The sequence below is a fragment of the Arthrobacter sp. THG-b23 genome (genome assembly GCF_059091265.1).
The window spans coordinates 309,105-334,076 of record NZ_JBNHGM010000003.1; the positions used below are offsets into that span (position 1 = coordinate 309,105).

Annotated in this window: 28 protein-coding genes and 1 riboswitch; of the genes, 17 read left to right on the plus strand and 11 right to left on the minus strand. The window is 66.1% G+C overall.

Going from position 1 to position 24,972, the window contains the following annotated elements:
- Nucleotides 1–8 precede the first annotated feature (8 nt).
- Together AC5RVD_RS08275 and AC5RVD_RS08280 are read right to left on the minus strand one after the other, a co-directional pair.
- Nucleotides 9–437, minus strand: a complete 429-nt coding sequence (locus tag AC5RVD_RS08275) for a LapA family protein (protein ID WP_494111614.1) — start codon at nt 435–437, stop codon at nt 9–11.
- Nucleotides 438–564: 127 nt separating this feature from the next.
- Nucleotides 565–1,359, minus strand: a complete 795-nt coding sequence (locus AC5RVD_RS08280; RefSeq protein ID WP_494126653.1) for a hypothetical protein — start codon at nt 1,357–1,359, stop codon at nt 565–567.
- A gap of 132 nt (nt 1,360–1,491) precedes the next feature.
- Between AC5RVD_RS08280 and glsA the strand changes: the two genes are divergently transcribed.
- On the plus strand, nt 1,492–3,306 hold the full coding sequence (gene glsA, locus AC5RVD_RS08285; RefSeq protein ID WP_494126654.1) for a glutaminase A: 1,815 nt from the start codon (nt 1,492–1,494) through the stop codon (nt 3,304–3,306).
- Nucleotides 3,307–3,310: 4 nt separating this feature from the next.
- On the opposite strand, the gene AC5RVD_RS08290 is transcribed toward glsA, so the two are convergent.
- Nucleotides 3,311–4,774: an aldehyde dehydrogenase family protein gene (locus tag AC5RVD_RS08290; protein WP_494126655.1), complete on the minus strand. Its 1,464-nt coding sequence runs from the start codon at nt 4,772–4,774 to the stop codon at nt 3,311–3,313.
- Nucleotides 4,775–5,197: 423 nt separating this feature from the next.
- Nucleotides 5,198–5,362, plus strand: a riboswitch (cyclic di-AMP (ydaO/yuaA leader).
- 3 nt (nt 5,363–5,365) lie between these two features.
- Here AC5RVD_RS08290 and AC5RVD_RS08295 point away from each other — a divergent pair.
- The 3 genes from AC5RVD_RS08295 to AC5RVD_RS08305 all read left to right on the plus strand — a co-directional run bounded on the left by AC5RVD_RS08295 (nt 5,366) and on the right by AC5RVD_RS08305 (nt 10,097).
- Nucleotides 5,366–6,283: a C40 family peptidase gene (locus tag AC5RVD_RS08295; protein ID WP_494126656.1), complete on the plus strand. Its 918-nt coding sequence runs from the start codon at nt 5,366–5,368 to the stop codon at nt 6,281–6,283.
- A 375-nt stretch (nt 6,284–6,658) separates the two neighbouring features.
- Nucleotides 6,659–8,191 (plus strand): MDR family MFS transporter, encoded by a 1,533-nt coding sequence (locus tag AC5RVD_RS08300; RefSeq protein WP_494126657.1) that lies wholly within the window; start codon nt 6,659–6,661, stop codon nt 8,189–8,191.
- Nucleotides 8,192–8,726: 535 nt separating this feature from the next.
- A complete protein-coding gene (locus AC5RVD_RS08305) occupies nt 8,727–10,097 on the plus strand; it encodes an HNH endonuclease signature motif containing protein (RefSeq protein WP_494126658.1) in 1,371 nt (456 codons plus the stop codon).
- Between the two features lie 260 nt (nt 10,098–10,357).
- On the opposite strand, the gene AC5RVD_RS08310 is transcribed toward AC5RVD_RS08305, so the two are convergent.
- On the minus strand, nt 10,358–10,741 hold the full coding sequence (locus AC5RVD_RS08310) for a hypothetical protein (RefSeq protein WP_494111607.1): 384 nt from the start codon (nt 10,739–10,741) through the stop codon (nt 10,358–10,360).
- Between the two features lie 312 nt (nt 10,742–11,053).
- Between AC5RVD_RS08310 and AC5RVD_RS08315 the strand changes: the two genes are divergently transcribed.
- The 3 genes from AC5RVD_RS08315 to AC5RVD_RS08325 all read left to right on the plus strand — a co-directional run bounded on the left by AC5RVD_RS08315 (nt 11,054) and on the right by AC5RVD_RS08325 (nt 13,095).
- Entirely contained in the window at nt 11,054–11,521 is a 468-nt protein-coding gene (locus tag AC5RVD_RS08315; RefSeq protein WP_494126659.1) for a ferritin family protein, read from the plus strand.
- Nucleotides 11,518–12,339 (plus strand): family 1 encapsulin nanocompartment shell protein, encoded by an 822-nt coding sequence (locus tag AC5RVD_RS08320; RefSeq protein ID WP_494111605.1) that lies wholly within the window; start codon nt 11,518–11,520, stop codon nt 12,337–12,339. The genes AC5RVD_RS08315 and AC5RVD_RS08320 overlap by 4 nt, the downstream gene beginning before the upstream one ends.
- 105 nt (nt 12,340–12,444) lie before the next feature.
- Nucleotides 12,445–13,095 carry an SDR family oxidoreductase gene (locus tag AC5RVD_RS08325; protein WP_494111604.1) on the plus strand — a complete coding sequence of 217 codons (651 nt, stop codon included), beginning with the start codon at nt 12,445–12,447 and terminating at the stop codon, nt 13,093–13,095.
- Between the two features lie 54 nt (nt 13,096–13,149).
- On the opposite strand, the gene AC5RVD_RS08330 is transcribed toward AC5RVD_RS08325, so the two are convergent.
- Both AC5RVD_RS08330 and AC5RVD_RS08335 read right to left on the minus strand, forming a co-directional pair.
- A complete protein-coding gene (locus tag AC5RVD_RS08330) occupies nt 13,150–13,452 on the minus strand; it encodes a DUF4193 domain-containing protein (RefSeq protein WP_493979582.1) in 303 nt (100 codons plus the stop codon).
- A gap of 343 nt (nt 13,453–13,795) precedes the next feature.
- Nucleotides 13,796–14,545: a M50 family metallopeptidase gene (locus tag AC5RVD_RS08335; protein ID WP_494111603.1), complete on the minus strand. Its 750-nt coding sequence runs from the start codon at nt 14,543–14,545 to the stop codon at nt 13,796–13,798.
- Between the two features lie 68 nt (nt 14,546–14,613).
- On the opposite strand from AC5RVD_RS08335, the gene AC5RVD_RS08340 reads away from it, so the two are divergent.
- Nucleotides 14,614–15,228 (plus strand): GyrI-like domain-containing protein, encoded by a 615-nt coding sequence (locus AC5RVD_RS08340; protein ID WP_494111602.1) that lies wholly within the window; start codon nt 14,614–14,616, stop codon nt 15,226–15,228.
- A gap of 235 nt (nt 15,229–15,463) precedes the next feature.
- The gene (locus tag AC5RVD_RS08345) at nt 15,464–15,892 is read left to right on the plus strand and encodes a DoxX family protein (RefSeq protein ID WP_494111601.1); all 429 of its coding nucleotides are present in this window, start codon (nt 15,464–15,466) and stop codon (nt 15,890–15,892) included.
- Nucleotides 15,893–16,152: 260 nt separating this feature from the next.
- Here the strand turns inward: AC5RVD_RS08345 and AC5RVD_RS08350 are convergent, their stop codons facing one another.
- Nucleotides 16,153–16,608: a helix-turn-helix domain-containing protein gene (locus AC5RVD_RS08350; protein WP_494126660.1), complete on the minus strand. Its 456-nt coding sequence runs from the start codon at nt 16,606–16,608 to the stop codon at nt 16,153–16,155.
- Between the two features lie 277 nt (nt 16,609–16,885).
- Here AC5RVD_RS08350 and AC5RVD_RS08355 point away from each other — a divergent pair, with 277 nt between their 5' ends.
- Nucleotides 16,886–17,305: a MarR family winged helix-turn-helix transcriptional regulator gene (locus tag AC5RVD_RS08355; RefSeq protein ID WP_494111599.1), complete on the plus strand. Its 420-nt coding sequence runs from the start codon at nt 16,886–16,888 to the stop codon at nt 17,303–17,305.
- Nucleotides 17,306–17,335: 30 nt separating this feature from the next.
- Here AC5RVD_RS08355 and AC5RVD_RS08360 read toward each other — a convergent pair whose 3' ends face one another.
- The gene (locus AC5RVD_RS08360) at nt 17,336–17,812 is read right to left on the minus strand and encodes an acyl-CoA thioesterase (RefSeq protein ID WP_494111598.1); all 477 of its coding nucleotides are present in this window, start codon (nt 17,810–17,812) and stop codon (nt 17,336–17,338) included.
- 110 nt (nt 17,813–17,922) lie between these two features.
- Here AC5RVD_RS08360 and AC5RVD_RS08365 point away from each other — a divergent pair, with 110 nt between their 5' ends.
- From AC5RVD_RS08365 to AC5RVD_RS08375, 3 genes are all read left to right on the plus strand, one after another.
- Nucleotides 17,923–18,240: a hypothetical protein gene (locus AC5RVD_RS08365; RefSeq protein ID WP_494126661.1), complete on the plus strand. Its 318-nt coding sequence runs from the start codon at nt 17,923–17,925 to the stop codon at nt 18,238–18,240.
- A gap of 140 nt (nt 18,241–18,380) precedes the next feature.
- Entirely contained in the window at nt 18,381–18,779 is a 399-nt protein-coding gene (locus tag AC5RVD_RS08370; protein ID WP_494111597.1) for a YidH family protein, read from the plus strand.
- The gene (locus AC5RVD_RS08375; protein WP_494126662.1) at nt 18,779–19,129 is read left to right on the plus strand and encodes a DUF202 domain-containing protein; all 351 of its coding nucleotides are present in this window, start codon (nt 18,779–18,781) and stop codon (nt 19,127–19,129) included. The genes AC5RVD_RS08370 and AC5RVD_RS08375 overlap by 1 nt, the downstream gene beginning before the upstream one ends.
- Nucleotides 19,130–19,311: 182 nt before the next feature.
- Here the strand turns inward: AC5RVD_RS08375 and AC5RVD_RS08380 are convergent, their stop codons facing one another.
- Together AC5RVD_RS08380 and AC5RVD_RS08385 are read right to left on the minus strand one after the other, a co-directional pair.
- On the minus strand, nt 19,312–19,737 hold the full coding sequence (locus tag AC5RVD_RS08380) for a YchJ family protein (RefSeq protein ID WP_494126663.1): 426 nt from the start codon (nt 19,735–19,737) through the stop codon (nt 19,312–19,314).
- Nucleotides 19,738–19,739: 2 nt separating this feature from the next.
- Complete coding sequence (locus AC5RVD_RS08385; RefSeq protein ID WP_494126664.1) at nt 19,740–20,489, minus strand: TetR family transcriptional regulator; 750 nt, start codon at nt 20,487–20,489, stop codon at nt 19,740–19,742.
- 2 nt (nt 20,490–20,491) lie between these two features.
- Here AC5RVD_RS08385 and AC5RVD_RS08390 point away from each other — a divergent pair, with 2 nt between their 5' ends.
- Nucleotides 20,492–20,989 (plus strand): CarD family transcriptional regulator, encoded by a 498-nt coding sequence (locus AC5RVD_RS08390; RefSeq protein ID WP_494001708.1) that lies wholly within the window; start codon nt 20,492–20,494, stop codon nt 20,987–20,989.
- Nucleotides 20,990–21,079: 90 nt separating this feature from the next.
- Here the strand turns inward: AC5RVD_RS08390 and AC5RVD_RS08395 are convergent, their stop codons facing one another.
- Entirely contained in the window at nt 21,080–22,138 is a 1,059-nt protein-coding gene (locus tag AC5RVD_RS08395; RefSeq protein WP_494111593.1) for an App1 family protein phosphatidate phosphatase, read from the minus strand.
- A gap of 330 nt (nt 22,139–22,468) precedes the next feature.
- Here AC5RVD_RS08395 and AC5RVD_RS08400 point away from each other — a divergent pair, with 330 nt between their 5' ends.
- The 3 genes from AC5RVD_RS08400 to AC5RVD_RS08410 all read left to right on the plus strand — a co-directional run bounded on the left by AC5RVD_RS08400 (nt 22,469) and on the right by AC5RVD_RS08410 (nt 24,859).
- Nucleotides 22,469–22,864 carry an SRPBCC family protein gene (locus tag AC5RVD_RS08400; protein ID WP_494111592.1) on the plus strand — a complete coding sequence of 132 codons (396 nt, stop codon included), beginning with the start codon at nt 22,469–22,471 and terminating at the stop codon, nt 22,862–22,864.
- Between the two features lie 214 nt (nt 22,865–23,078).
- On the plus strand, nt 23,079–23,483 hold the full coding sequence (locus AC5RVD_RS08405) for a DUF4383 domain-containing protein (protein WP_494111591.1): 405 nt from the start codon (nt 23,079–23,081) through the stop codon (nt 23,481–23,483).
- Nucleotides 23,484–23,584: 101 nt separating this feature from the next.
- Entirely contained in the window at nt 23,585–24,859 is a 1,275-nt protein-coding gene (locus AC5RVD_RS08410) for a hypothetical protein (RefSeq protein ID WP_494126665.1), read from the plus strand.
- Nucleotides 24,860–24,972: the final 113 nt, after the last annotated feature.

Below are 24,972 nucleotides of genomic sequence, written 5' to 3' on the forward strand. Positions count from 1 at the left end.
AACCCGAACTAACGCGGCATCGAACCGTTCTTGCGGCTTACCCGTCCGCGGTAGCGGAGCTGGATGATGCGGGCGGCCCCGGCGGCGGCGACGAAGATGCCGCCGGCGACCGAAGCAACGAACAGCGCCAGCCCCAGTGCAACCTGCCCCTCGAAACCGAAATAGCGCAGCAGCACCTGGTCCTGGTTTTGCGCGATGAACACAATCAGCAGCACCAACAGAAGAAGCGCGACGACGACCGACGTCCAGATCATCCCCAGCCGGGTGCCTTGTTGCCTCGCGTCGTGCCCTTCTTGCGGCTCCCGGCCGGTCTTGGGTCCGAGGTCGTCGGATGCGCCCTGCCCGGAGCCACCGGACGGCCCGGCTCCCGGTCGGCCGGTGTTCGTGCCCCCGGCCTCGGCTCCGTCCCGTCCCGTGCCCTGCGGATTGGAAGTCATTGCTGTCCTGCCTTTCGCCGCTGCGCCGTTTCCCTCAGCGTAGACGATGCATCAGCGCAGCAACACCGGAGCGCGAGCGCTCCGGTCGACGTCGTGCGCTACGACTTCATGCTCGAGGGGTCCTGAATCAGTCCGCGAGGTTGCTGCGCAGCAGCTTGAAAAAGCGCTTCTGGTAATCCGGCCATTCGTCGCTCGCCAGGACCCGTTCGATCCCCCGCCTAACCCACTCGGCGTCCCAGTAGCCCAGCTTGACCAGTTGGGGCAGCAGAACCGCCAGCTTGCGGTTCTCCCGGGGATTGCTCTCGTCGAACTGCATGGCGCTGGCGCCCTTGATCCCGGGTACATGGAACAGTTCTTTCAGCGTCACGTCGATCAATCCCGGCCGCTCCCGCAGGAACTTCAGAAAGTCGATGCTTCCGACCTGCGTCTGGCTCAGCAACAGGAGCATGGCGCCGCGATGCGCCGGGGCGGGCACCAGGCCGTCGCGGACCCAATCAAACATCGCCTCAGTGCCCCGGTTCCGGTCCCAGCCCTTGGGATTGCGCAGATAGCGGTCCGACCAGTACTCGACGAACAGCTCCAAGTGGCCGGGAAACAACACCGGCGGCACGTCGCGCGCGACCTTGAAATCGGTGTAGGACAGGGCGGCGGACCGTTCCGCGCCGATGCAGGCCATGTGGGCGATGTCCGCCGCGGCCCAGTGGTCGGGCTGCAACGGGCCCCGCCACCACCCCTCCGGCGAGCGCATGCAGGTCGGCTCTGCCGAAACCACCATCCTGAACCGTCGGACCAGCGACTTCTGGCGCCGCTTTTCGCTGTCCGGCATGGCTGCCGCATAGGCAAGAACGCCGGCGCGATCGCCGGCCGCCAGCAGCGCGAACAGCGGATTGTCGGAGGCAGGCACCGGCCCGGGATCGGTCATACCGCCAATCTAACCCGCCGGGCGCCATCAGCCCGGCTTTCCGGCATGATCGGCACCTCGGCGGCCCGATCGCCGGGCTGCTCCCCTGGGCCCCGGTGGTTGTACGTTCCAGCCACCCCATAGGCTGGCATCATGGACTCCCCTATCCAAACCTATCTGCGCACCTTGCACGCCGAGCTCGCCGGCCTCAAGGACGGCAAGCCGTACGGCGGGATTCCCGCGATGGCCGGCGCGGAGCCGGACAAGTTCGCCATCTGCCTGGCCACCGTGGACGGCTACGTGTACGAGGTCGGCGACTCGAGCGAAGAATTCACCATCCAGTCCATTTCCAAGCCCTTCACCTACGGGCTCGCGCTCTCCGACCTGGGCCTGGACGCCGTGGACCAAAAGGTGGACGTGGAGCCATCGGGCAACGCCTTCAACGAAATTTCACTGGCTCCGGGCACCGGCCGCCCGGCCAACGCGATGATCAACGCCGGGGCGCTGACCGCTACGTCCCTGATCAAGGGCAGCGGCGGCAAGACCGGTTTCCGGCGCATTCTCGAGCACTATTCCGCCTTCGCCGGCCGCGAACTGTCGGTCAGCGAACGCACGTTCCAATCGGAGGCGCGGCACGGCTACCGCAACCGGGCGCTGGCCCACCTGCTGCGCTCCTTCGAGATCATCGAGCAGGATCCGGACCCGGTGGCCGAGGACTACTTCCGGCAATGCTCGGTGCTGGTCACCTGCCGCGACCTGTCGGTCATGGCGGCCACCCTGGCCAATGGCGGCACCAACCCGCTCACCGGCAAGCAGGTGCTGGACCTGGAGGTGGAGGAACGGGTCCTCTCCGTGATGGCTACCTGCGGCATGTATGACGACGCCGGTGCGTGGCTCTCCGACGTGGGCATGCCGGCAAAGTCCGGGGTCGGCGGCGGCCTGCTCGCGGTGCTGCCGGGTCAATTGGGGCTGGCCGTCTATTCGCCGCCGCTGGACGACCACGGCAGCAGCGTGCGCGGGGTGGCGGCCAGCCGGCGGATCTCGCACGACATGGGGCTGCACTTCGTCCGGGCCGCGCGCACCGGCCGGAACGCCATCCGCGCCAGCTACGACATCACCGACGCGCCGTCCGGGATCCGCCGGAACGACGAGGCCGCCGAGGTGCTGCGCGCCAACGGGCACCGCGCCCGCGTGATCGAGCTGAACGGGGACCTGTTGTTCGCCGGCACGGAATCCATGGTGCGTGAGGTCAGCGACCTGGACGAGTCGGTGGAACTCGTCATCCTGGACATGCGCCGGGTGGATGAAACCGCCCCGGTCGCCCTGGACATGCTGGAGCAGCTTCGGGCCTCGCTCGCGGACGCCGGGCGCGAACTGGTGATGATCGACGGCGAGGGCGCCCTGGCGCAGCGGTTCGAAGACTCCGGGCGGCCGGTGCCGTCGTTCGCCACCCGCAGCACCGCCGTCGAATTCGCCGAAAACCGGTTGATCGCCGCCTATGGCGACGAGCTCTGCAGGCCCGCGACGGTGGACGTGGCCGATTCCCCGGCGCTCAGCCCGCTCGACTCCGAGGACTCCGCCGCGCTCGCGGAGCTGATGGAAGAACGCAGCTATGACGACGGCGAGCTGATTCGCCGCGTTGGCCAGCGCTTCGCCGGTGTCTATTTCATCCTGTCCGGCCGCGTCACCACCACCTCCACCGGGCCGGAGAACACGAGAGTCAAACTCACCACCCTCAGCGCCGGCATGACGTTCGGCGAAATGGCACTGGGCAGCGCGGACCGGCAGGAAACCACCGTGCGCGCCGATGGTCCGGTTCGGGTCAGACTCCTCCCGGCCGAAACCATGAGCCGGCTGGAGAGCGAAAACCCGCGCCTCGCCGTCGAGCTCTGGAAAGCGCTGACCCGCGACGCCTACGCGCACGTGGACCGCTACATGCGCGAAACGGCCGTGCGCATCCGCGACTGAACGCTCAGAACGGGTACTGCGCGTGCCCGTTCTGCTGGATGGTGATCCAGCGCTCCTCGGTGAACGAATTAATGCCGGCCTGCCCGCCGAACTTGCCGTAGCCCGACTCGTGGATGCCGCCGAACGGGGCCATCGGTTCATCCTGCACCGGCTGGTCGTTGACGTGGCTAATGCCGGTCTTGAGCCGCTGCGCCACCTCGATGCCTTCGGCCAGGTTCTCGGTGATGACCCCGGAGGTCAGGCCGTAGTTGGTGTCGTTCGCCAGCTTCACCGCCTGTTCCGGGCCATCCACCTCCATAATGGTGGTCGCGGAACCGAAAATCTCCTCGTCGTAGATCCGCATCTCCTCGGTGATCCCGGAGAGCACCGTCGCGGGCACCACCGCCTGGGCCGCCTTCCCGCCGCCGGCCAACACCGTCGCGCCCTTGGACACGGCGTCGTCGATCAGTGCGTACTGGCGGTCCGCCGAGCTTTGGGTGACCTGGGGTCCGATCACGGTGTCCTGCTTCATCGGATCGCCGGTGGGCAGCTTGGCGACCTTCTCCGCGAACCGGCTCGAGAACTCCTCGGAAATGCTGCGGTCCACGATCACGCGGTCCACCGACATGCAGATCTGCCCGGCGTTCATGAACGCGCCGAAGGCCGCAGCCTGCACGGCGTAGTCAACGTCCGCGTCTTTCAGCACCACCAGGGAGTTCTTGCCGCCGAGCTCAAGCACCGCAGGCTTCAGGTTCTGCGCCGCCAGCGTGCCGATGATGCGTCCCACCTTGCTGGAACCGGTGAAGTTCACGTTCCGCACGCGGGGGTCGGAGATCAGGGTGCTCACCACATCGTTCGCGTCCGCCCGGTCATTCGTAATGACATTCAGCACTCCCGCGGGCAGGCCCGCGTCCAGCAACGCGTCCGCCAGGAACAGGCCGCAGGACAGCGGCGCGTCCTCGCTGGGCTTGAGCACCACGGTGTTTCCCACGGCCATCGGGATGGCCATGGCCCGCATGCCCAGGATGAACGGGGCGTTCCAGGGAGACAGCGCGGCCACCACGCCGTAGGGCTGCCGGACGGAGAACGAGAACTTGCCGGGCAGGTCGGTGGCCAGCACGTCGCCGCGCGGCGCGGTGGTGGCTGCGGCTGCCGAGCGCAGGATGTTGGCGGCCAACTGGACATTGAACCCGGCCCAGACTGCCACGCCGCCCACCTCGCCGGCCATCAACTCGATGCCCTGCTGCATCCGTTCTTCAAACAGGTCCGCAGCTTTCAGGAAAATCTTCGCCCGCTGGGTGGGAGGCGTCGCGGCCCACGCATCGAAGGCCGCCGACGCCGCGTCGACCGCTCGCGTGACATCTTCCGGCCCGGCGGCCGCGACGGTGGCATAGGGCTCGCCTGTGTAGGGGTTGGTGTCCTGGGTGGTCTTGCCGGAGGCTGCCGGGACGTGCTCGCCGTTGATGATCAACTCACGCGTGATGGGCATGGCGCTCATTCCTTTCCGAAGTGGCTGGGCCACGCCGCCGGCCACAGCCGAAGCACCGGCCGTCCCCGCGGCCCGGATAAGGCGGAGCCTACTCCCGCCGCCGGGCCCGGACAATGGCCGCCCCGTTGCAGGGGAGAGCGGCCCGGATCGACGACGGCCGTGATGCTCCACACCCTTTCGGGCGCCAGGGCACAGGAAAGCGCTGCGAACGAGGCCATTTTGTTCCCGCCGATGTACTCCCCACCGCCCTCGGCTGCGCCGGAATCCGGAGCAGGAAGCGGGTGTCATTCGGTGGCTCTCAGGTTATCCACAGGTAAATTTCAGGGCTTGGACAGTTACCGAACCGTTATGTACTGTTTTCAACACATCGGCGATCATCCGCTGATGTCCTCGGAGGGTATTGCCTAGCTCTGCCAGCCTTTCCGGGTTCGTTCGCTAGACATCTGGCAGAGGCGGGGGACCCACTTTCCGGGCCCCTCTTGGGGCTCTTGGGGTTAAGCCGTACGGAGTGCATACCGCGCTGCCGCACGGCCGGGTGACTCCCACCCGAACCCGACAGCTTACCTCGCAGGCATTGGGAGAGGTATCTTCTTGCTGCTCAAAAACAATCGCGCACGCCACCGTGCCACCCCGGTCCGCAACACCACCGTGGCCGGTCTGTCCCACGCCGTCTCATCCCGCGCCGGCACCGTCGGCCGCGGCGCCGCCGTGGTCACGGCCGCCGGTGGCCTGATGCTGGGGGCCGGCCTGCCGGCCAACGCCGCCGCCGATGTCACGGTCCCGACCTACGGTGCCGCCGACGCAACCGGCACCGTTGCCGCTCCGGCCAACGCCGGCTTCGAGGTGGAGCGCGCTTCGGTGACCAGCTCCGCTGCCGACGCCGGTGCTGCTTCCGGTGCCACCACGCACACCGTGGTCGCAGGCGACACCGTCGGCACGATTGCCGCCCAGTACGGCAAAAATGTGCAGGACGTGCTGGCCATCAACGGCCTTGGCGCTTACTCCATCATTTACCCGGGCGACCAGATCGCACTGACCGGATCCGCGCAGGGCACTCAGTCCGCTGGCGGCCAGGCAGCCCCGGGCAACGGCGGAGCCGCTACGACCCTGGCTGCGTCGACAGACGCCGCTACGGTTTCGCTGGCCAGCGCCGACATCAAGCCCGCCTCCACCGGCGGCAACCAGAGCATCGTGGACATCGCCATGTCCGCCCAGGGCACCCCCTACGTCTGGGGCGGCACGTCCACCGCCGGTTGGGACTGCTCCGGCTTCACCCAGTGGGTCTACGCCCAGGCTGGCGTCGATCTGCCCCGCCTCAGCCAGGAACAGGGCAGCGCCCTGACCCCGACCAGCAACCCGCAGCCGGGCGACCTGGTAGTGCAGAACGGCGGCGGCCACGTGGGCATCTACCTGGGCGGCGGCAAGATGATCAGCGCCCTGAACCCGAGCCAGGGCACCATGGTGCACGACGTGAACGCCATGCCCGTTACCGGTTACTACACGATGTAACCACCCCTCATACTCCTGGAACGGTTTCCCCCCAACGGCCGGTCCAGGATCACAGGGAAGCCTCGTCGGCCTTGCGCCGGCGGGGCTTCTCCTCTTTTAACGAGCAGCAGGACTTCGCCTCCTCCCATATCACGCGGCGGGCTTCTCCTCTCTATGGGGACCCGATTGAGAACTCTCCACGCTGCGCCCTCCCCCGCCGGTCGGAGGTTTTCTCCCGGCGGCGAGCATCGGCGTCGTTGTTTATTTGCGGTTGCCGCGCTCTGGGAATAGGAGTCAGCGGGGGCAGGTTAAGCTACTACTCTGCCGTACGCTCGGCGTTCTAGGGCTAATTTCCGGCCGCCCGCAACAGCACGAACTCCACCCGAGGATCCTCCCGTGAATAAAGAACCGTCGACGAAAAGAGCCTCGGCGCAGTCCGGATCACCCAACGGCAGCGGGTTGACGGCTGATGAATCGCGCCGGAATCGCCGCGTGATTGGCATCCTGTTGGTCTCTGCGTTCGTGGTGATCCTGAACGAGACCATCATGTCTGTGGCGCTGACCGAGCTGATGGATGACCTTCGCATCAGCGCCCGCGCGGCCCAGTGGCTGACCACGGCGTTCATGCTGACAATGGCGGTGGTCATTCCGGTGACCGGATTCCTTCTGCAGCGTTTCACCACGCGTCAGGTTTTCACCGCTTCGATGGCGTTGTTCTCCGCGGGAACCCTGCTGGCCGCGCTGGCTCCAGGGTTCGAGGTGCTGCTGGTGGCCCGCGTGGTGCAGGCATCGGGCACGGCGATCATGATGCCGCTGCTGATGACCACGCTGATGAACCTGGTGCCTGCCGAAGACCGCGGCAAGACCATGGGCAACGTCTCGATTGTCATTTCGGTCGCGCCGGCCATCGGCCCGACCATCTCCGGCATCATCCTCAACACCCTGTCCTGGCGCTGGATGTTCTGGTTGGTGCTGCCGATCGCGCTGGGCATGCTGGTTGTCGGCAACCGGCGGATCCAGAACGTGACCGATCCCCGGCCGGTGCCGCTGGACCTGCCCTCCGTAGCGCTCTCTGCCATCGGCTTCGGCGGGCTGATCTACGGCCTCAGCCAGGTCGGCGCCGGGCACGGAACAACGACGGCGGGGCCGGGCACGGGTGCCGCCATGTGGGCTGCGTTTGCGTTCGGCGGCGTGGGACTGCTGGTATTCCTGCTGCGCCAGGTCCGGCTGCAGCGCTCGGAGAAGGCGTTGCTGGACCTGCGGACGTTCCGCTCCGGCAACTTCTCCGTGTCCGTTGGGCTGATGGCCGTCAGCATGGCCGCACTGTTCGGCACCATCATTTTGCTCCCTATATATATGCAGCAGGTCCTGGGGCTCGAGCCGCTGCAGATCGGGTTGATGCTGCTTCCGGGCGGGCTGTTGATGGGCCTGCTGGCACCGCCCGTTGGACGGCTCTATGACAAATTCGGCCCGAGGGTGCTGCTGGTGCCGGGGACGACGGTGGTCAGCGCCGTGCTCTGGTTCTTCTCCACGGTCAGCGAGAACACCGCCCCGCTGACACTGCTGGTGGCGCACATCGTGCTCAGTGTGGGCCTGGCGCTGCTGTTCACGCCGCTGTTTTCCGCAGGTCTCGGCTCCGTGCGGCGGCAACTGTACTCGCACGGAAGCGCCGTCATCGGCACCGTGCAGCAAGTGGCCGGGGCAGCGGGCACCGCCATGTTCGTCACCGTCATGTCCATGCAGGCGGCTGTACTTTCCGCCGAAGGTGCGGCATCCACGACGGCGGTGGCGGGCGGAGTGCGGATGGCCTTCCTGTCCGGCGCCCTCATCTCGATCGTGGCCGTGGTGGCCGCGTTCTTTATCCGGAAACCGGTCGAGGAGCCCGCCGAGGATGCGGCGGCCCTGGAAGGCGCGCCGGCCGCCCGCTGAAGACGGAGGGTCACCTGGAGCTGAATGGGGAGGTCCGTCGCGCGCTCAGGAGCGGGGAGGTCCGGCCACATCTAGTCCGGTCGAGGTCCCTCTGGAGCTCGAGGTCCGGCGGCACCAGCCGCTCGAGGTTTGGGCGCGCCCTCGGTTGAGGTCCAACTGCACCCAATGAGAACGCCTGGTACTCGAGGCCCTTGCCCGAGTGCCATCCACTTCTTCTCCACAGGATGCCCCACGAACTTTTCATCCACATACCAGCCCTTGCTCCTCCTACCCCGTTCAAGGGCTTCATAGGCTGTATCCATGGCGATTGAGGCGCTGGATGAGGCTCCGGAAGCAGGGCAGGATGGTTCCGCCCTGCTGGCCCGGATCCGCTCCGAGGTCGGTGAACTAAATAATCGCCTTCGGAACGAAGGGCTGACACGCAGTACCAAGTCGGTGGCCAAGACGGCTGCACAGGTTGAAGAGCTGGCCAACATTGTTGGCCAAACCCAGCTGATCGTGGCCGGCATCATCAAGGCGCAAAACATCGCCGCCGTTGGAGAAACGGACAAGCCGCACGACCCCGAGGAACCGAATCATCGTCTGCGCGGCGCCTACAGACTATCTGCGGGCGAAGCTGGGCATTCCGCGGCAGGAAGCCGCACGACGGTTCCAACTCGCGGAAGCCACCGAAGCCCGCCCGGCGCCTCAGGGCAAGCCTGTTGCGCCGCCCAGGCTGCCGGTTCTCGCGCGTGCAATGGATGAAGGAATGGTCTCCGGCCAAGCCGCAACTCTGATCCGGAAGGCTGTCGACGGGCTGCGTCGCACTGCCGACCCGAAACAGCTCCGCGAGATGGAAGAGGCACTGGTTCAGCATGCCTCGGATTACGACGCCGACTCGCTGAGGCTGCTGATCCGGCATTGGGAGGGCGGCCTCAACCCAGCCGGCGCCGACCTCGGGCCTGCCGAGCTCAAAGCACGCCAGGGCCTGTTCTACCGCGGTCGGCGCAATGGTCTGCACTGCTACGAAATTAACGCCACCGATGAGCAGAACGAGGTTCTTGCAACCGTCTACAACACCGCCACAAACCCCCGCTTGAGGGAAGGGACGGCCACAGCCGGGACAGTAGGATTTGAAGCGGTTGACGCACCCAGCACAGACTCTCAGTTGAACGGCGCTATCCATAACGCCGACGACTTCGTCACCACAGACGCTCAGGACCCCGGACCGAACGCTTTTGTTGATGCGACGGTAGAGGACGGGCGTACCCGCCAGCAGAAGCAGCTCGACGGACTCATTGGCGCCTGCAAAACCGCGCTCACCACGGATTTGCTGCCCGCCGCTGGCGGTCGCCGCCCGCAGCTGCTGGTCACCATCGACTACAAGGACCTGGCCTCCGAAGTCGGACGTCCGGGAACCAGCACCTTCTCCGGGCCGCTGAGCGCTAAGACAATTCGGCGGATAGCTTGCGATGCCGACATCATCCCGGTGATCCTCTCCGGCACGGGTGCGATTCTGGATGTTGGCCAAACCCAGCGGCTGTTTCCGAAGTACATGCGGCTGGCGATCATCGCCAGGGACGGAGGTTGCGCCTTCCCCGGCTGTAATGCGCCCTCTCCTTGGACGGAAGTGCATCACGTCCAGTGGTTTGAAAAGGGTGGTCCGACCTCTGTCGACAATGGGGTCTTGGTCTGCGGGCACCACCATCATCTGCTGCATCAAGGAGATTGGCGGGTCGAGGTGAGCAAGGGCGTGGCTTGGTTCTTACCGCCGCTCAGGGTCGATCCAGCACAAAAGCCGCTCCGCAACCACGTGTGGTTGAAAGACGCGCGGCTGCCCGAAAGCCTTCCGGAGCCGGCGGCGGGGGGGCTTAGGCTCCGGTCAGTCAGGCGGCCCTTCACCTGGTGGAGACCTATTAGACTCTGACGCGGCGGCCCTCGGGACGCCGGTCCGCCAGTCGGGTCCGCTGAAGGTCCCCCTGCAGTCGGAACTCGATATCGGAATGGACAGCACCGCGGGAGCCACCGCGCCCGGCAGAGGTTCCAGTCCATTTGGCGGTTGGCCGGCCCAGCCTGAAATTCCCCCGTTCTGAGAGCCGGCGTTGTCACAGGCCCCGCGCCGCAGTCGGCCTAAAGGCTTTCCCATTCCGCGCAAGAGCGGTTGGGAGTAGTGAGGCGGTTGCCTAACTACCCAGCGCCGTTGTTGTCGCAGGCCTGCTGCATGGAGGCCAGGGCGTCGGCCGGAATCTGGTCGCCGGATTCGGCGATCTGCGACATCGGGCCGGTGATCTCTGCAGGAACACCGGCTGCGTCGGCGGCGGAAACCAGACCCGCGAGCATCTCCTGCTCCTCTGCACCGATGCTGCCGTCCTGAATCGGGGCGCACACCTGCTTGACGGCTTCCCCGACCGCTGCGTTGGCCAAGTTGGACGCGGCTTGGTTCACGGCCTCGGAAGCAGAGCTGGCGGCTTGGTCGACGGCGTCGGAGGCGGCCTGCTCAACCTGCGCACACCCGGTAGCAAGCAGAGCGACGAGTGGCAGCATGAGCAGTGCGGAGTTTCGACGAATCACCCTGCAACTTTACTATGCCGCGGCTGCGTTCCTGCGCGGGCTCCCGCAGCGGGCTTAGCCTGACCCTCGGGCCGACCAGCGCCAGCACGGCCCTCCGCGCCCGGACAATGGCCGATCCCGGACCTGTCAGGGATCGGCCACGTGCTCACAGCTCGGCCTGCCGGCGGCCGCCGATCGCTGCCTGGGCCCAGCCGTCGCACCGTCGGCTGACCCCACCAACCGGGGCCTTCGGCCAGCCAGCCGTCAAGGGTAGTCAGCCAGCGGGGCCGTGGCTACGCTGGCAAAGAGGCACAACCTCACGGAGGAATCCAGATGGGCTTTGACCAGTATCACGAACCCGCCGCAGAGCTCTCCGCCGAGACGCGGACCTTTGCGCGTATGTGCGCCAACCTGACAGAGGAAGCCGAGGCCATCGGGTGGTACGAACAACGGATGTCGCTGGAGAAGGACCCGGAATCGGTCGCCATCATGGAGGACTCCCTGGCCGAGGAATTCAAACATTTCAGCATGGACTTGGAGTTCCTCCTTCGGAGGAAGCCGAAATGGCGCCAGATCGCCCGGGGCACCCTCTTCCAAGACGGCGACATTGTGGCCAACGGCGGAGCGGCCGAGGCAGCGACTGCTGCCGGTCCAGGCCCGGAGGGGCAGGTTCCAGTCTCTGCTCATGGGCCCGCTGGCCGCTCTCCGTCTGGTGCGGCAACTCGTATGTCCCCTCGCCGGGGGCCGGCCGGTTCTGATTCGTCGCTGGGAATCGGCAGCCTCAAGGAGGACTTCTCATGACCATGGATCACCTGCTGCGCGAGCATGCCCCAATTTCCGATGGTGGTTGGGCGCTGTTGGACCGGGAGGCCAAGGAGCGGCTCACCGTTGCGCTGGGCGCCCGCAAGATGGTGGATTTCGCCGGTCCATTCGGCTGGGAGTATTCGGCCACAAACCTTGGCCGCACCGAAAGCATCACGGGGCCGGCACTGGCCGACGGCGTGACGACGCGACGGCGCGGCGTGCTTCCCTTGGTGGAGCTGCGGGCACCTTTCAAGGTTTCCCGGTTGGAACTGCTTGACCATGACCGGGGTGCGGCCGATGTGGACCTGACGGACTTGGCCGAGGCGGCGATGCAAATTGCCATCGCGGAGAACGCGGCCGTATTCCACGGCTGGAGACAGGTGGGTATTGAGGGAGTCACGAGCGCCACCCCGCATTCACCGGTGCCTCGAGTGACTGACTTCAATGACTACCCCAAGCGCATTGCCAAGGCTGTCTCGGCCCTGCTCCAGGCCGGCATTGGAGGTCCGTTCGGCCTGGCACTCGGCCCCGGGCATTACACAGCCGTAGTAGAGGCGACCGAGCGCGGCGGCTATCTGTTGTCCGAGCACCTGCGCAAGTTGCTGGGCGGTCCGATAGTTTGGGCGCCGGGAGTCCGCGGGGCCATAGTGATGAGCCTGCGCGGCGGGGACTTCCTGTTTGAATCCGGCCAGGACCTCTCGGTGGGCTACGACCGGCACGATGAGGAGTTCGTCTACCTGTACATCGAGCAGTCCTTCAGTTTCCGGGTGGCCACGCCGGAAGCCGGGATCCATCTCACCGGCAGCGACGGTTAGGACAGCGGAACAGGACCGCCTTCCGCGGAGGTCTGGCCGGCGCACCAGCCCGACGGGCGCAGGAGCAGGGCATAGATTGGGACGGACCACACCGAAAGGAATTCCATGTCACGCATTGCCATTTTCGGAGGCCACGGCAAGGTCGCGCTGCACCTGTCCCGCATCCTCACCGCGCAGGGCCACGAAGTCAGCTCCATCATCCGCAATCCGGACCACGTCGCCGACGTCCGGGACACCGGAGCGGTGCCCGTGATCGCCGACGTCGAGAAGACGACCACCGACGATCTGACAGACCAGCTGCGCGGCCACGACGCCGTCGTCTGGTCGGCGGGCGCAGGCGGAGGCAATCCCGCGCGGACGTATGCGGTCGACCGGGACGCGGCCATCCGGTCGATGGACGCAGCCGTGGCGGCCGGGGTGCAGCGCTACATCATGGTGTCTTATCTGGGCGCCGGCAAGAACCACGGAGTGCCGGAGGACCACGCGTTTTTCCCGTACGCAGATGCCAAGGCCGCCGCGGACGACTACCTGAAGTCCTCGTCGCTGGACTGGACGATCCTGGGGCCGAGCTCGTTGACGTTGCAGCCCGCGACCGGGAAGATCCAAGCCGGACCGGGCACTCCTGGCGGTGAAGTGAGCCGCGAAGACGTTGCAATGGTGGCGGCCGAAGTACTGGCGGTGCCTGCCACGGCAGGCAAGGTGATCGAGTTCATCAACGGCGGCACGCCGATCAGCGAGGCCGTCCGAAGCGTGTGATTTAACCACAGAACCCCGCGCCGGTCTCAGCGCGGGGTTCGGAAGGTTGAGGATTTAGCCTTCGCAGTCGCGGCAGTACTTCTCGCCGTTCTTTTCGCGGGCTACTTGACTGCGGTGACGGACGAGGAAGCAGGAGCCACAGGTGAATTCGTCCTCACGGGGAGGAACAACCTGGACCACCAGTTCTTCACCGGAGAGGTCGGCACCGGGCAGATCGATGCCCTCGGCGGTGTCCGAATCTTCGACGTCGATCAGCGCCGTCTTCGCACCGCCGGAGCGCTGAGCCTGAAGGGCTTCGAGCGACTCATTATTGTTGTCGTCGTCCTTGTTGCGCGGTGCGTCGTAATCGGTTGCCATGCGGGTTTAAAACTCCTGAAGCTCTCGTTGTTTTGACCTATCTGCGAGCGCCCATCATAGCCGCTCTTCCAGAGATTTCAACATCGGTCAACAACGCCTCACCCACGGCGATAATTCCCGTTTCCCCGCGCCGTTGCTCGGCGGGCCCGGGCCGAATGACACCGCTGTGAGCAAGGCCACTGCCTGAGGCCGAGGGGGTCCATTTGCGAGGGGATTAACCAGCCACAGCCGAGGGTCGACCAGCCACTGGCAGTAGCCCGCTAAGTTACTGCCAGTGAGCCGCCCTCAAGAGGGCGATCAGGCTGTGCCAGGGATCCTCAACAGGGACTGTCGAGGGACTTCGTTAGAGAACCGCCAGCGGGCCAACAGCGGCCACGGTCGCCACGGCAGCCGCCCAGCAAAGCAAGATGACTACAGCGAACCCGGCCAGCCAGAGCGAGGCCGGCACTCCGGTCCGCCGCGCCATGATGAACGCGTCGGAATTAGCCAGTTGATGCCGGCGCCGGGTATGCACGCTCAGCAGATTCAGCCAGTCCCGTACAGCTCCCACCAGAAGTCCGGCGCCAATGGCGAGCGTGAGGTGCCCGAGCATCTCCACCGGCGCGAACCACACGAGCAGTTGAGCGCCCACCGCCAACCCGACAGCGATGACGACGCCCTCGAGGTTCCGGATGAACAAGAGCGTGGCCAGCAGCAGCAGCGCGCTGACGGACAGGGCGGCACCGGCCCAGCCGACGAACGCGGCCCACACTAACGCCGCCCCGACCAGCGCGGGCACCGGGTATCCCCAGAAGCCGGTCCAGGCAGCCGACGCCCTGCCCGCCCCGCGGCTGATCATGGCGCCTGATTGGTCGAACCGCAAATGGATGCCACGCACCAGCCGCCCCGTGGCCAGCGCCGCGAAAGCGTGCCCCAACTCGTGGACCGCTGTGACAAACAACCCGAAATAGCGCCAGCTGGCCCGGGGCACCGACAACAGCAGCGCCACACCAAGGATGAGCCCCAACTCCAGCACTTTGGTTTCGAGTGGTTCACCGCGCATGAAGCCGGCGGTGATCCGCGTCCACCATTCGGCGGCGAATTGCTGCAGCAAGGTTCCTCGTTTCATCCGTGACTACGCGATATAACTAGACCACATCGCCGACCACCGGAGAGCTCCCCATGGACAAGCTGGATTTCAAGAAGGACCAGAAGGAGCTGTACGCCCCGGGCAAGGATTTCCAGCTGGTCACCGTGCCACCCATGCAGTTCCTGCAGGCGGACGGTCACGGCGATCCAAACACGACAGACGGGTACGTCCAGGCGGTCGAGGCCTTGTACGCAGCCTCCTACACGCTGAAGTTCGCCAGCAAGAAGCAATTCGGTCGCGACTACGTTGTCGGTCCACTGGAAGGCCTCTGGTGGGCGGAGGATATGACCGCGTTCACCCGACGGGCGAAGGACGAGTGGTCCTGGACGATGATGATCCGCCAGCCTGACTGGCTGGAGCCGGAACACATTGAAGACGCAATGCGCCAAACGGCAGCTAAAAAGGGTCTTCCTGCGGTGGAATCGCTCCGGCACGGGTTGCTGGACGAAGGGCTGAGCGTCCAGGTCATGCATGTTGGTTCGTACGACGACGAAGGACCGGTTTTGGCCCGGCTGAAGGATGAATTCCTGCCGGCCAACAAGTTGGAACCGAACGGGCACCACCACGAGATCTATCTCGGCGACCCACGCAAGACCGAACCGGCCAAGCTCAAGACAATTCTGCGCCAACCGGTGCGGGGTACCTGAGCGCCCGGCCAAGCGGGCATGCCCTGTGGGATCTGGGCTGGGGACGGACCGGACGGCCGGCGCGGGTTCGGCCGGTTCAGTCCGTGGTCCTGCCTCCTGATGCGCGCAGCCGGAGATCCGAAAGTTGACACTTCAACATAATTGCTGCCAATATTTGATTGAAGCGTCAAGTTATTGATGCTTATCGCTCGTTCCAGACGGCCGATCCACAGACCATCGAAACGGTGAAAACATCATGACTGATTCCGCTTTGACCACCACTGCACGCACAGTTCTTCGCGTCGTCCTGGGCTTCCTCTTCGTTGCCCACGGCTGGCAGAAGTTCAACGAATGGACCATCGCCGGCACGCAGGCCTCCTTCGGCCAGATGGGCGTCCCGGCCGCCGACATCGCCGCACCGATCGTGGCCGGTTTGGAGCTCGGCGGCGGCATCGCCCTGATCCTCGGCCTGCTGACCCGGCTCGTGGCAGCCCTGTTGACGCTGGACATGCTCGGCGCCCTGGTGCTCGTCCACGCTCCCGCCGGCGTCTTCGTGGACGGCGGCGGCTACGAACTGGTGCTGCTGCTCGGCGCCGCATCGCTGGCGCTGGCACTGGTTGGCCCCGGCCGGATTTCGGTGGACCGCGCCGTTTTCGGCAAGACCAAGCTGGCCCCCCTGGCCTAACCACTCAGGTGGCCCGGCCACAGCTCGCCGGGCAACCGCCGGAACGGGCGGACACCGAAACGGGCAGGCGCAACCGAAAGGCTGCACCTGCCCGTTTTGCTGTCCCCGGCAGCAGCCGTTCGCAGCACACCGCCGCAAATGCGGTGTGCGGCGAGCAGCGGCGGTGGTTTCATTGTCGGAACACATCCGGCCGCATGGCCCATGTGCGCGGCGGCTGGATGCCTTCAGCCCGTCCGCGCCGGGCATGCAGCGGTGTAACGTCAGGCCGCCATCAGAATGGGCGGTGGCCCGCCTCGAGCGCCACTGTCCAGTTGCCTGCCCGCGTCCATCGGGGCATGCGGCGCCAGGTCCCCGGCGGCCAGGCCGACAGAGGTCGGTTCCTGCTGCCCCTCTGCAGCGGGCCGCACGGCCGATGGCCTGGCCAGCACGGTCCTTCCTTCGACCGCCGCGAGTTCACGATGCACTGCTGCCAGGAAGGCGGCCAGCCCGGACCCCAGCGACGCACAGACCGCCGCAAGGATCTCCGAGGAGGCCTCCTTGCGCCCGCGTTCGATCTCCGACAGGTATTGAAGGGACACGCCGGCCCGGCTGGCTACGTCGTCGAGGGTGCGCTGCTGGCGACGGCGCTCCCTACGCAGGACCGCCCCGTAGATGTCGCGGAGCAACGGTGGCGGCCCTGAACCTGGACCACGGTGAAGCTTCTGAAGTTCGAGCACGACGGAACTCCCTCCTGGCTGCTTCCATCGTAGGAAGCTGCGCGGCCGGCGTCAGCAGGGTCTGCTCAGGGCAGAAAGCGGCCACGTGGTGATGGCTGAGCGCGCCACAGCGCGCTCCGGATTGGTCATGCTGGCCCCAGGGATGCTGGTGGTCTTGGATTGGCGGCGTGTTCGGAACTTTGAGTCGCTAGGCGGCGTATTCGGCGATTTCGGCCGATCGGCGGCGTGTGCGGACGTTACAGTCGATCAGCCGCGCGGACCCTTGTAGGGTGGCGGCATGGCACCTCTACGACCCATCGGTTATTGGCTAAAGCTCGTTGACCGGCTGCTCGACGAGCAGTTCGTCGAGACCATGGAGGAACACGGCATCACCCGCCGGCAGTGGCAGATGATGAACCTGCTGGCGGACAAGCCATCCACGGCCGCCGAACTCGCGGAAGCTTTGGGGCCTTTCATTCCGGAGGCCGAGGGCGAAGGGCCCCAGGAACCGGTCGAGGAACTTGTGGAAAGCGGCTGGGTCAGCGCCGAGGACGGTCACTACGCGCTGACCGATACCGGGCGGGCCAGCCTGGCCTCCCTCGGCGAGGTGGTCGACCGCACGCGTGCCCGCATGGCCAACGGCATCAGCGAAGAAGAGTACGCCGCCACGCTTGACGTGCTGGAACGGATTGCCCGCAACCTCGGTTGGGAGGGTTAGGAAAGACGCGGCGCCGTCGCCGTCGTCGTTTCAGCGGAAGTTGGACTCGCCCAAATAGGGCTCCAGGATCGTTCGCTGGCGCTCATTCAGGCGCAACAGCCGGCCTGTATCCGTGTGGAAGAAGGCGAGCGTGGTTTCCGCCAGCACGCATTGCTCGGCGGTTACGGGGTCCATAATCCGGTAGGCGATGGTCAGGCTGGCGCCCTTGATCGCGCTGATCCAGACCTCCACGTGTGCCGGGATGTTGCGGTAACTGAGCGGCCGGACGTACTTCACCCGGTGCTCCGACACCAAGGCCTGGGTGGATTCGGGCAGGTCGGAGAAGACCGGCAGGTCCACCTCGAGCCCGGGGCCGCCGGTACCTGCGGGAGGCCCGAACGCGTGGATGCGCGCCTCCTCCAGGATGCGCAGGATTTCGACATTGTTGATGTGCCCGTAGGCATCCATGTCACCCCATCGCATCGGGACGTTGCAGGTGAGGCGCTGGTCGGAAGGTGTCTGAGTCATCGCCCGATTTACTTTACCGGCCGTTTACGCGGGGGAAACTGTTTGGCATTCCGGATCGTGGACCCTATAGTGGGAGGGCGCCACAGGGTGTGATGCGCAACACAGGTCTCATGATGAATACATACAAAACAGAAGATACAGCCAGCAACACTGTGGGATTCGACGTTTGGGTGGACGTCGAACTGCACGTAGATACCCAGCTGGGACTCATCCAGTTCTGCCTCGAGGGTGAACGCGTTCTGGGTTGGTCCGACGACATTGACGCCATCGCTGCGGCTGCCGCGGATTCCGGCGGCGCCGCCCAGTGGTGCGAAAAATACTTCAAGCTCCTGGTGCCGAGTTCGCGCAAGGGGGCGGGCAACCGGTTCTTCACCGTGGCCCGCATGGATCAGGAGAACGACGACGACGAGGACCGGCCGGCAGCCTGACGCCTGGCCCGCATCGCGTTCGTTTCGTCCGACTGGGCGCGGGCATCCGGCCGTGCCGTAAAGCGACGCATGTGCCAGCGGCGCTTGCCATGTGACGTCGCCGTCGCCGCGCCGACTGCGGAGATGGTTACCATGAAGCCGTGCCTACTTCTTCACCCTCGCCCCGCCCGGAACGCAGCAAACTCGCCGATAAACTGCTGCGCGGCGGCACCGAGCCCGACCCGCGGTTCACGCTGGCCAACGAGCGCACGTTCCTGGCGTGGATCCGCACGTCGCTTGCCCTCCTGGCGGGCGGCATCGCGGTTGAGGTTTTCACCGGCGGCGTCTTCGTCCCGGAAATCCGCAAGACCATCGCCATCATCCTCCTGGTCCTGGCCATGGCGATAGGCGGCGGCTCGTTCTTCCGCTGGCTCAACGTGGAGCGGGCCATGCGGCATAAGACTCCCCTGCCGCTGCCGTTGATTGCCCCGATCCTGGCTATTGGCGGCGGTGTGGTGGCGGCGCTGCTGGTGGTCTTCGTAGTCCTTCGGCCGTCCTGATGCGACGCGCCCGTGCCGTGCCGGAGCCGGAACACCACGACACCGGCCTGCAGCCCGAACGCACCTCCCTGGCCTGGAGCCGGACCACCCTGGCCATGATCGTCGCAACAGCCATGTTCCTGCGCTGGATGCCGGAATACGGCTGGTTCACCGGCACTTTGGTGGCCGTGGCATTGTGCACGGCGTTCGGCATCTACATCACGCAGAAGCTCCGGTACCGGCGTGCGGTCTCCGGCGTGGCCGACGAGAGGATCCACGCCGACGCCGCCGCTGCCGCCTGGGTTGCCGGCAGCGTGGTGGTGCTCGGCGCGCTCGGCATCTATGCCGTCCTGTTCCTGGCCTTGGACTGAACCACGACGACGGCGCCCGCGTGCCGAGCGGCGTGACGTCTGGGCGGCACTGGCGACTAACGGCGTGGTGAGCCGCGGCGATGAGCAGGTGCGGTGAAAAGCGGCGGTTGGCGCGCTCCGGCCGTGGAGGTGAGCAGCGGTGGTCGGCCGTGGCGGAGACCAGCGTACGGGCTGCGCCGGAGTCAGGCCAATGCGTCGCGGTAGACCCAGCGGCCGTCCTCACGCACGAACGTGCTCTTTTCCTGCTGCGCCCGGTTCTGGCCGCCTTCGCTGTAGGTGGCGCGGAACTCCACGGTGCCCGCGCGGTCGGATTCGCCGCCGCGGACGGTCTTGAGGATCTCCAATCCGGTCCAGTGCAGTGCGGGGTCCAACTCAAGCTGGGCGGGCCGCGTTTCCGGATGCCAGGTGCGCAGCAGATAGGCGGCGTCGCCGACGGCGAACGCCGTGTAGCGCGACCGCATCAGGGCTTCCGCGGTCGGCGGCTCGGCATCGCCGCGGTGGAACGGCCCGCAGCACTCGCCGTACGGCCGGCCGCTCCGGCACGGACAGGGCATCGTAAGGGGTGTCACGGCGGGTTGAGCGCCGCCCCGGGTTCGCGCGTTCCGCATGGTTAGTGGGACAACTGCAGGGCAGCCGTGTAAATGTCCGGCAGGTTGTCATTGCGGCCGGCCTCGCGCCGGGCCACCCAGACCTCGAACGCAACCCGGACCACCGCCGCACAGGTCTCGAACGCGAGCCTGATCTGCAGGTCATTGACCCCGTCACGGCCGAACCGGTCCGTCAGGGCGTCCACCAGTCCCGTTGTCCGGGTGGCGTTGTGTTTGAGCATGGCCGCTTTGAGCAGGGGCTCCTTGCGGATGAGCTGGTTAACGAGCAACATGCGACGGGCTGCCGGAGCGTCGTTGTCCGCATACCCCTGCATCACCTCTTGATAGACGCGCTCAAGCTCTTCGCGCGGGTTGCCCGCCGGATCGATCGTAAGCAGCCCGGCCTCGAGCGCGGCGTCGAAATCCTGGTGTGCCGGCAGCGCGGCTTCTTCCTTGCTGGTGAAGTACCGGAAGAACGTGCGCTGGGAAATCCCGGCGGCGTGGGCGATGCCGTCCACAGTGGTGGCATCCACGCCGTGTTCCTGGAACAAATGCAGCGCAGCCTCGCTGATTTCCGTCCGGGTCTGGCGCCGCCGTCGCTCCCTTAATCCGGGTGCAGCGACAGGGAGCTCAGCCGTGGTCGGGCCGGGCACATCGGTTCTGGAAGCGCCGCTGGTCGGCGTTTTCTGTGGCATAGCAGCTTCCAAGATACCCCATATTTGAGTATTCGCTGCCAATGTGGCAGTATCTGCCATAATGGCATGAAAGGGCATCAATGAACATTAAAGTTGGCGACACCCTCGTCTATCCCCCACACGGCGCTGTTACCGTGACCGATCTCCGGACCCGTCCGTTCAAGGACTGCCAGACCAAGTTCGTGCAGTTCCGCGCACACCATGACGGACTGCTGATCGAACTGCCGCTGGGCAACGCGGAAACGGTCGGCGTACGCAAGGCCATCAGCAAAAAAGGCGTCAAGGAAGTCTTTGCGATCCTGAAGGCGAAGGTGCCGGAGGATCAGGAAAACTGGTCACGCCGGTTCAAGGCCAACCAGGAAAAGATCAACAGCGGCGACATTTACCGGGTCAGCGAAGTGGTCCGCGACCTCTCGCTGCGGGCAATCGAACGCGGCTCCTCGGCAGGTGAAAAGCACCAGCTTGAACAGGCCATGCGGATCCTGTCCTCGGAGCTTGCCCTGGCCGAGAAGACTGACAACGACACGGCGCGGGCCATGATCGAGGCCGTTTTCGGTCCGCTTGAGGCCACCGTTTAACAAGCGGCATCCGGAGGAATAACGTCCGGGCGCTGCCCATTGACGCAACGATGGCGCCCCACTCCACCAGGAGTGGGGCGCCATCGGTGTTTACAGGATTCCCAGCTGCTGAAGCTGGTTCGCCAGGCCTTTCCCGTCGGAAGCGTAGATCCAGGGGATGCTGCGCGCGGGTCCCACCGGCCCGTCCTGCGAACGGCCACCGGCCAGCACAGCCTCGCTGACCGACAGCTGGCGGATGGCGATGGCCGCCACATGGTCGGGATAACGCAGCGCAAAACCGGCGTAGATGGCTTCGTCGTGCTGGCCGTCGTCGCCGATCAGCAGCCACTTGATGTTCGGGAATTCTTCGGCCAGCCGCCGTAACTGGTCCACCTTGTGCATCTGGCCGCTGCGGAACCAGCGGTCCTTCGTCGGCCCCCAGTCGGTGAGCAGCAGCGCGCCGTCCGGATACATGTTCCGGGACAAGAACCGCGTCAGCGTCTGCGCAACGTTCCAGGCGCCGGTGGACAGGTACAACACCGGGCTGCCCGGATGCTCACGCGTCACCCGCTCCAGCATCACCGCCATGCCCGGCGTGGCGTTGCGCGCATGTTCGTCCAGCACGAACGTGTTCCACGCCGCGAGCATCGGACGGGGCAGCGCCGTGACCATGACCGTGTCATCGACGTCGGACACCACGCCGAAGCGCGCCTCCGGCGGCACCACATAGACCGCCGCTTCCACGGGCTCCGAGTCCTCGCAACGCAGCGTTACGGTGTGCCAGCCGGGAGCCAGGTTTACGGAGACCTTGGAGTCCACCACGCCGCCGCGGTCCGCCACCACTTGGTGCTCGGTGCCGTCGGCGTGGATCGTCACCCGCGCATTGGCCACGGGCGGGCTGATGAAATTCCGCCAGCCGCGGATGCCGTCGGCCACCAGCTTGGAGGGCATGCGGCCGTTGTCGAACGCGCCGGGCCGCGCCATCACTACCCGGGCAAGCACGCGGATCCAGCCGTCGGTGCCGTAGCCGGTAAACGGCATCACGGTGGCTACGTCGCCGCGCTGCCGCGCCCGCCGTTCCCGGACCGCCTGCCAGCGGTCTTCAAGGCGCATGCCGATGTGGGCTGCCTTCTCATGGAGATCTTCGCCGTTGCCGGTAATGGATGCCATGGTCCAAGTCTGTCATGCACACGCTTTCCGGCCCGAACCCGCACCAGCGCGCCGCCTCGACGTCAACCACGGGCACGCCCCACAGCGCTGACTTCCACCCGGGGCCTCTTGCCCGACGCCCGCTTACCCGCGGGGCCCTCCCGACCGACGCCGCTCCCCCGACGGCGCCGGCTTCCCCACCCGGGCCCTCCCGACCGACGCCGCTTCCTTGACGGCGCCGGCTTCCCTGCAGGGCCCTCCGGACGGCCTCAATACCCCGTGGTTCCTCTCGACCGCGCCGACCGTTCCGCAGGTCTTGCCCGCGTCGAAGCGAACCTGAAGACTGGCCACATGACGTTTGCATCGCGGCACATCAGCATCGCCATCAACCGCCCCGTTGGGGAGGTCTATGAGTTCGCCGCCAAACCCGAGAACCTGCCGCAATGGGCCGCCGGACTCAGCTCCTCCATCGGTGTGGTCGACGAGGCCTGGGTCGCCGAGACTGACAACGGACCGGTGCGGGTCACGTTTACCGAGCGCAATGAGTTCGGCGTGCTGGACCATTACGTGACCTTGCCGTCGGGCGAATCTGTCTACAACCCGCTGCGTGTGCTCGGCAACGACGACGGAACAGAGGTGGTGTTCACCCTGTACCACCGTGACGGCATGGACGAGGCGGCGTTCGAAGCCGATGCCGCCGCCGTGGACCGGGACCTGCACACGCTTAAGAGACTGCTCGAGGCCTAAACCGGCCCACCGCCGTCGTGATATTTCTTCGCCGCAGCGGGCCAGCGGACGTAAACTGAAAGCGCTGGTTCTGACGTCAGATGCGCCCCTACCAACAGCCGAGTTGCTACTCGACGAAGTTTCGAAACTCACTTGTATGGGAGGAGAAATGACGACCGCATCACCGCACGCCCATCACGCACATGTCTCCCGCGGAAACGTGCGTAATGCCGCGATGACTTCGGGAATTGTTCTCTTTGTGATCGGTGTCCTGGGCTTCATTCCCGGCATCACCATGGACTACGGAGAAATGGCTTTCGCCAGCGGCTCCGGCGCCATGTTGATCAACGCGTTCCAAGTGTCCATGCTGCTCAACATCGTCTACCTGGTGGTAGGCGTGGTGGGCTACATCATGAGCCGCACCGCCAGTGGTGCCCGGGACTTCCTCATGGGAGCGGGCATCCTGTACCTGGTGATGTGGCTGTACGGCCTGATTGTCGGCCCCGGCGAATCCGCGGCCAACTTCCTGTCCACCAATACAGCCACCAACTGGCTCAACTTCGTCCTTGGCGCCGTGATGCTGGCCCTGGCCATCGCCTACATGGTGCGCCATCGGGACGAGGCGCGCGAAACACGCTAAAACAGCCGTCCCGCCGGGTTTTCGGCGGGACGGTTCGCTTCTGGACCCCAGTCGAAATGACTGGGGTTCGCTGGCTTTCGGGACCGTCGGATACTGGCCCCGTGATACTCATGATCCTGTGCGGCCTGCTGGTGGCCGCCGGACTGGCTGCGGTGGCCTTCCGGGGCGGGGAGCGCTTCCGGTCTCCGTCTGGCCATGACGCGGGCCTACGTCGGGACGACGGCGGGACCCACGGGAAGGGCGACGGCGCCGAGCTGGAAGACGGCACCCGCGGGAACGACGACGGCGCCCTCGTGCTGGACGGCGGCACAGTCGTGGACGACGACGGCGGTGTGCTCGTACTGGACGGCGGCAGTGCGCTCAACAGCGACGGCGCCCTGATGTTCGAAGGCGGTACCCGCGGGAACGATGACGGTGCGCCCGTGTTTGAAGGCGACACCCACGTGGACGACGACGGCGCCCTCGTTCTCGACCGCGGCACCCACGGGAACGGCCACCGAGCGCTCGTCCTCGACGGCGGCACTACCAGGAACGACGACGAAGCGCTTCTGCGCGGCGACAGTTCCCTGCCAAATGGCGGCGGTGCACTCCTGGCGCACGTTGCGCGCCGGGTGTTGTGGTGGGCGACGGTAATGCTGGTCGGCGGCGGGGTGGCCGGGCTGTGCATGGCGGGCGCCGGCGGCCGGTTGATCATGCGCCTGCTGGCGGTGACGTCGCCGGAAGACGACGGAAGGCTTACCGATAACAACCAAACCATCGGAGAGATCAGCCTGGAAGGGACCGCCGGCTTCGTCTTGTTCGGCGTTGCCATCGGCTGCGGGACTGCGCTCCTTTACGGCTTGGTGCGGCGGTGGCTGCCGGCCGGCCGAACCGGCGGAGCGGCTTTCGGGCTGCTGTTGTTGCTGGGACTCGGCACAGTGTTTGGACCGTTGCAGCCGGACAGCCGGGACTTTGAGGTGGTGGGCCCGGGCTGGCTCTCGATCGCGGCCTTCTCCGGGCTGGCCATTGCCCACGGCATGCTCCTCGCGGTGGCCACCGCCTGGCTGTCCCGTCGCGTCCCGCTGCTTCGCACGGCCAAGGACCTGCAGTGGTACCTTCCGCTGCTGCTCCTAGCGGTCCCCCTAAGCGGTGCCAGCCTGGTGGTCGCGGCCTGGATCGTTGCCGCCATCGGCGTGGGATGGGCACTGGCAGCTCTCAGATTGAAGTACTTCGCACATCGGCCGGCTGGGCTGCATGCGGAATCAGGGTCGCGGCGAGAACTGAGGCAGCGGCGGGTAATGCTGGGCGGACGCGTTGCTTTGGTCGTGCTGGCTGTAGCGTGCGCGCCCGGTTTCGTCATCTCCATGGCCACCATCCTGGCGGCCGACGGCGGGTAGCCCATTGACGACGTCGGCGGAGCAGCTTACGGAATCTTGCCGCTTCCCTTAAACAGCACTGCCCCCGCCGGATGGGGAAACGGCGGGGGCGGTGCTGGCCGGCACGAAATGCC